Annotated in this window: 5 protein-coding genes and 1 pseudogene; 1 reads left to right on the top strand and 5 read right to left on the bottom strand. The window is 68.6% G+C overall.

What is annotated here, in order from left to right; genetic code table 11:
- Window positions 1–332: pseudogene (locus ACFDTH_RS17390) on the bottom strand (PQQ-dependent dehydrogenase, methanol/ethanol family); the annotation flags it as partial.
- Window positions 333–462: 130 nt separating this feature from the next.
- A complete protein-coding gene (gene map / locus ACFDTH_RS17385; protein WP_375288813.1) occupies window positions 463–1,290 on the bottom strand; it encodes a type I methionyl aminopeptidase in 828 nt (275 codons plus the stop codon).
- A 54-nt stretch (window positions 1,291–1,344) separates the two neighbouring features.
- On the opposite strand from map, the gene ACFDTH_RS17380 reads away from it, so the two are divergent.
- Window positions 1,345–2,103, top strand: a complete 759-nt coding sequence (locus ACFDTH_RS17380) for a competence/damage-inducible protein A (protein WP_375288812.1) — start codon at window positions 1,345–1,347, stop codon at window positions 2,101–2,103.
- A 4-nt stretch (window positions 2,104–2,107) separates the two neighbouring features.
- Here ACFDTH_RS17380 and ACFDTH_RS17375 read toward each other — a convergent pair whose 3' ends face one another.
- From ACFDTH_RS17375 to ACFDTH_RS17365, 3 genes are all read right to left on the bottom strand, one after another.
- Entirely contained in the window at window positions 2,108–2,965 is an 858-nt protein-coding gene (locus tag ACFDTH_RS17375; protein WP_375288811.1) for a GGDEF domain-containing protein, read from the bottom strand.
- Window positions 2,966–3,086: 121 nt separating this feature from the next.
- Complete coding sequence (locus ACFDTH_RS17370; RefSeq protein WP_375288810.1) at window positions 3,087–4,220, bottom strand: NAD(P)H-dependent flavin oxidoreductase; 1,134 nt, start codon at window positions 4,218–4,220, stop codon at window positions 3,087–3,089.
- 207 nt (window positions 4,221–4,427) lie between these two features.
- The coding region (locus ACFDTH_RS17365) for a TorF family putative porin (RefSeq protein ID WP_375288809.1) at window positions 4,428–4,943 on the bottom strand (516 nt) is incomplete at its 5' end.

Raw genomic sequence — 4,943 nt, 5'->3', positions numbered from 1 at the left:
GACCAGGGGCCGGTGACGAAAAGCTTGCCGTCGATGACGATCGGCGTCGCCTCCTGCCCGCGCGCATCGGGCATGTCCGCATACCAGGCGAGGCCGAGCTGGCCGACGTTCTCCGCGTTGATCTGGGTGAGCGGGGAAAAGCGCTGCTCGGCATAGTTGAAGCCGGTCATCGCCCAGTCGCGCCCGTCGCCGCCGGTGGTGAGCAGCGCGGCGTCGACCTTGCCGACGCCGGTGGTGGCGGAGCGATCCGCGGCCGCGGTGTCATTGCCGCCGCTGTTCGAGTTGCACGACGTAAGCGCCAGCGCCGCGATCAGCGCATATCCGAACCGCATCATCCTCTCCCCGCCCCTGTTTCGAGCTTTGGCGGGAGACTGACCCAGGTTGGTGGCGAAGGGAAGTGGCTAAGTCGGGTGGATTAGCCTGACGAAGGTGTCAGGTTCTCCCGCTCGGCACGAACGGGTGTCAGGCGTACGGCGGCTTGTGCAGCCCCGCCGGCGAGACGGTGAAGATCTCGCAGCCCGTCTCCGTGATCCCGATCGAATGCTCGAATTGCGCGGAGAGCGAGCGGTCGCGCGTCACCGCGGTCCAGCCGTCGTCGAGCAGCTTCACGTCGGGGCGGCCGATGTTGATCATCGGCTCGATCGTGAAGATCATTCCCGGCTTCAGCTCCGGCCCGGTACCCGGTCGGCCGACGTGCACCACTTCGGGCGCGTCGTGGAACAGCCGGCCGAGCCCATGGCCGCAGAAATCGCGCACCACGCCATAGCGATGCGACTCCGCATAGCGCTGGATCACATGCGCCACGTCGCCCATCGTGTTGCCCGGCTTGGCCTGCTCGATGCCGAGCATCAGGCATTCGTAGGTGACGTCCACCAGCCGGCGTGCCTTCAAAGGCACGTCGCCGATCAGGTACATGCGCGACGAATCGCCATGCCAGCCGTCGAGGATCGGGGTCACGTCAACGTTGACGATGTCGCCCGATTTCAGCGTCTTCTCGCCCGGGATGCCGTGACAGACGACATGGTTGATCGAGATGCAGCAGCTGTGCGTATAGCCGCGGTACCCCAGGGTCGCGGGCACGCCGCCGCGGCTCTTGATGAAGGCATAGACGAGCGCGTCGATCTCGGCGGTGGTCACGCCGGGCACCATGTGGGGCACGATCATGTCGAGCGTTTCGGCGGCGAGCTTCCCCGCCGCATGCATGCCGGCGAAAGCGTCCGGGCCATGCAGCTTGATGGCGCCGTTGCGGCCCAGCGGCGCGTCGCTGGTGACGGTCACATATTCGGTCATGGCCGCCGATATAGCGTGACGAGGGCACTTTTGCGAGGCTATGCCGGCTCTTGCATGGAGAGCGAACGCATCTGGACCGCCGCGCTCGTCGTCATCGGCGACGAAATCCTCTCGGGCCGCACGCAGGACAAGAACGTTGCGCAGATCGCGCAATGGCTCAACGTCCAGGGCATCCGGCTCGTCGAGGTGCGCGTGGTGGCGGATCGCGAGGCGGCGATCGTCGAGGCGGTGAACACGCTCAGGGCGCGCAACGATTATCTTTTCACTACCGGGGGGATCGGGCCGACGCATGACGACATCACGGTGGATGCGATCGCCGCTGCGCTCGGCGTGAATGTGGTGCACCACCCGCAGGCGGTGGCGGTGCTGGAGCGTTACTATGCCACGCGCGGCGGGGCGACAGAGGCGCGGCTGCGCATGGCGCGCGTGCCGCAGGGCGCCGACCTGATCGAGAACCGCATGTCGGGCGCGCCGGGCATCCGCATCGGCAACGTCTTCATCATGGCCGGCGTGCCGCACATCACCGCCGGCATGCTGGACGCGCTGACGGGCACGCTGGAAGGCGGCCGTCCGGTGGTCAGCCGTCAGATCGGCTGCTGGGTGGCCGAAAGCGAGATCGCCGATCTGCTGCGCGAGGCGGAACGCACGCATTCGGGCGTCGCGATCGGCAGCTACCCCTTCTTTCGCGAGGGGCGCACCGGCGCCAACTTCGTCGTCCGCTCACCGGATGGTGCCGCGGTCGACGTCTGCATCGCGGACCTCACCGCCGCGCTGGAGGCGGCCGGTTACCACGTCTTCCCGGACGGGATCTGACGGCTCAGCCAGCGATTTCCGCATTGCTCATGATGCGCGCCCGGCCCCGCCGCTTCGCCTCGTACAGCGCCAGATCGGCGCGGCGGACGGCCTCCTCGAACGTGTCGCGCGACACTGCGGTCGTCCCTGCGGAAAAGGTCAGCGGCCGGTCCCCCACATGCGCCAGCGGCTCGTTGCGCAGCCGCTCGCCCAGCCGCACGAGCACCATGCGCGCCTGCGCCTCGGTGGCGCCGGGGAAGTAGATCAGGAACTCCTCGCCACCCCAGCGCGCCACGAGATCGGTGCGCCGCACCGTCCCGGTGATGCCCTTGGCGAAATCGTGCAGCACGCGGTCCCCCGCCGGATGGCCGAGCACGTCGTTGATGAGCTTGAAGTGATCGAGGTCGACAAGCGCGATGGCTCCGACGGTCGCCGCCGGGTCCATCGCCTCCAGCTGATCGCGCAGCCCGCGCCGGTTGAGCATCCCGGTAAGCGGGTCGATGCTCGCGTCGCGGCTCAGCTTGCGCATCCGCTCGGCGGTCGCCTCGGCCGCGCGATTAACGCCGGCCAGCAGGCGCGCCGCCAGATCGTTGCCGCCGATCCGCGGCACGGGCGCGATCTGGCCGTCCTCGGCATCGTTGAGGGCCTTTGCCGCGAGATGGATCGGCGCCAGCAGGGCATAGATGCCGCCGACCGCGATCACCGTTCCCACCAGCGTCGCCAGCGTCACCACCATCGCGCCGGACATGTCCAGCTTCCCGGTCGTCACCGCCCAGGCGATGAAGGCCAGCAGCGGCAGGTGCGTCCCCACGAAGCAAACCGCGAACAGCCGCAATTGCAGGCTGCGCGGAAAGATGAATGAGCTTGCGAGATACAAGCGCATGCCGGTCCCTTCCCGTCGATGTGACCCCCCACCACGCGCGGGCCCACCGCGACCTGATAAGAAGAGGGTTACGTAAAGGTTAGCGATGCGCCCAACCCGGACGAAAAGGCGACGGGTTGCGTCAGTCGCCCAACAACTCCGTCATCCGCTCGACCGCCTCGGCGAACTCCAGCTTGAAATCCTGCACCACCTGGCCGGCGGGCCGCACCTGGTCGACCAGCCCGACGCCCTGGCCGACGAAATAGGTCACCATCTCGCGGGCGGCGGGATCGCCCTTCTGGGCCGCAAGATCGCAGGCGCGGATCGCCGGCTCGCTGATCAGGCTCTGATAGGGCATGGGCAGCGCGCCCGGCGATTGCGGCCCCTCCCAGGCATCGGTCCACGCGGAGCGCAGCTGGCGCGACGGCTTGCCGGTGCGGCTCCTGGAACGCACCGTATCGCGTGAGGTGGCCGCCACCATCTTGTCGCGGAACACGTCCGAACATTCGCTTTCGGGCGTCGCCAGCCACACCGAACCGGTCCAGACTCCATCCGCGCCCATCGCCATCGCGGCGGCCATCTGCCCGCCCGTCATGATCCCGCCGGCCGCAAGCACGGGGACGCGCTTGCCCTGCGCCTCCAGCGCGCGGATCACCTCGGGCACCAGCACCATGGTCGACACCTCGCCGCAATGGCCGCCCGCCTCGCCGCCCTGCACGACCAGTATGTCAACGCCTGCGTCCACCTGGCGCAAGGCATGCTCCTTAGCCCCGACCAGCGCGGCCACCGGCACGCCGCGCTCCCGCCCCATGTCGATCATCGCCTGCGGCGGCACGCCCAGCGCATTGGCGATCAGCTTGATCGGGTGGCGGAAGGCGACGTCCAGCATCGCGAGCGCCAGATTGGGATCGAACGGGGCCGGGGCATCGGAATCCGGCCGTTCGGGCGGCATGGTGAAATGATGCTTTTCGGCAAGGTCACCGACGAAGGCGCGGTGCGCGGCGGGCACCTTGTCGAGGATCGATGCACGGGTCAGCCCCTTCGCCCCGCCGGTGGCGAGATTCTCGGGGATCAGCACATCCAGCCCGTAAGGCTTGCCGTCGACATGCGCATCGATCCAGGCAAGCTCGGTCTCCAGGCTTTCCAGCGTGTGGCCGGTCGCGCCAAGAACGCCGAACCCGCCCGCGCGGCTCACCGCGGCGACGACGTCGCGACAGTGGCTGAAGGCGAGCAGCGGAAAATCGACGCCCAGCATGGCGCAGATCGGTGACTTCATGATCCTCTCCCGGCTTGTTTTGCGGGGATTGTCGCCGGTCGGGAGCCGAAAGGGAAGACCTGTCCGCCTCTCCCCGCATGCGGGAGAGGGTGGCCGAGCGAAGCGAGGTGGGGAGAGGGGAAGTGTCGGGGGGCGACGCCTTCGACTGCCCCTCTCCGCCGTCCTCTCCCCGGCCCTCTCTGCGCGCGCGGGGAGAGGGAGAAGACGTCAGAAACTCACCGCCAGCCGCGCCGTCACCTTGTCGCCGATGTGGCTGGGATTGGCGTAGCGCGAGGCGAGCACGCGATCGTCGATGTCGGTGCCCGTATAGAGCACACCCACGCTGATCGGCCCGGTGATATGGTCCACGCCCAGCGACCAATCGGTGTAATTGCCCCCGGGACGCAGCCGGGCGGCGCGTTCGGGATCGTCGACCGAGCCGGAGGATCGGCCGATCGTGCCCCTGACGGTGAACGGCGTCGCCGGGACGCCGACGCGCGCACGCGCGCCCAGCCACAGATTGTCGCCGCCGATCGCCGACTGGTCGGGCGCATAACGTGCATCGACCCCGATCTCCGCCGGGCCCAGCGCATAGCTCGCGCCCACGCCGCCCTCGACATAGTCCAGGCTCCCCGCGGCCCCGGCGAAGAGGTGACCGCTGACGAAGCCGTCCAGCCGCAGGCCGCTCCCGATATCCCGCGTGAAGCCGCCGGTGACATCGACCACCGCGTCCGCGCCGCCATG

The sequence above is a fragment of the Sphingomonas sp. genome (assembly GCF_042096255.1).
Taxonomy (GTDB): Bacteria; Pseudomonadota; Alphaproteobacteria; order Sphingomonadales; family Sphingomonadaceae; genus Sphingomonas.
This window is presented reverse-complemented; position numbering and strand designations above follow the sequence as displayed.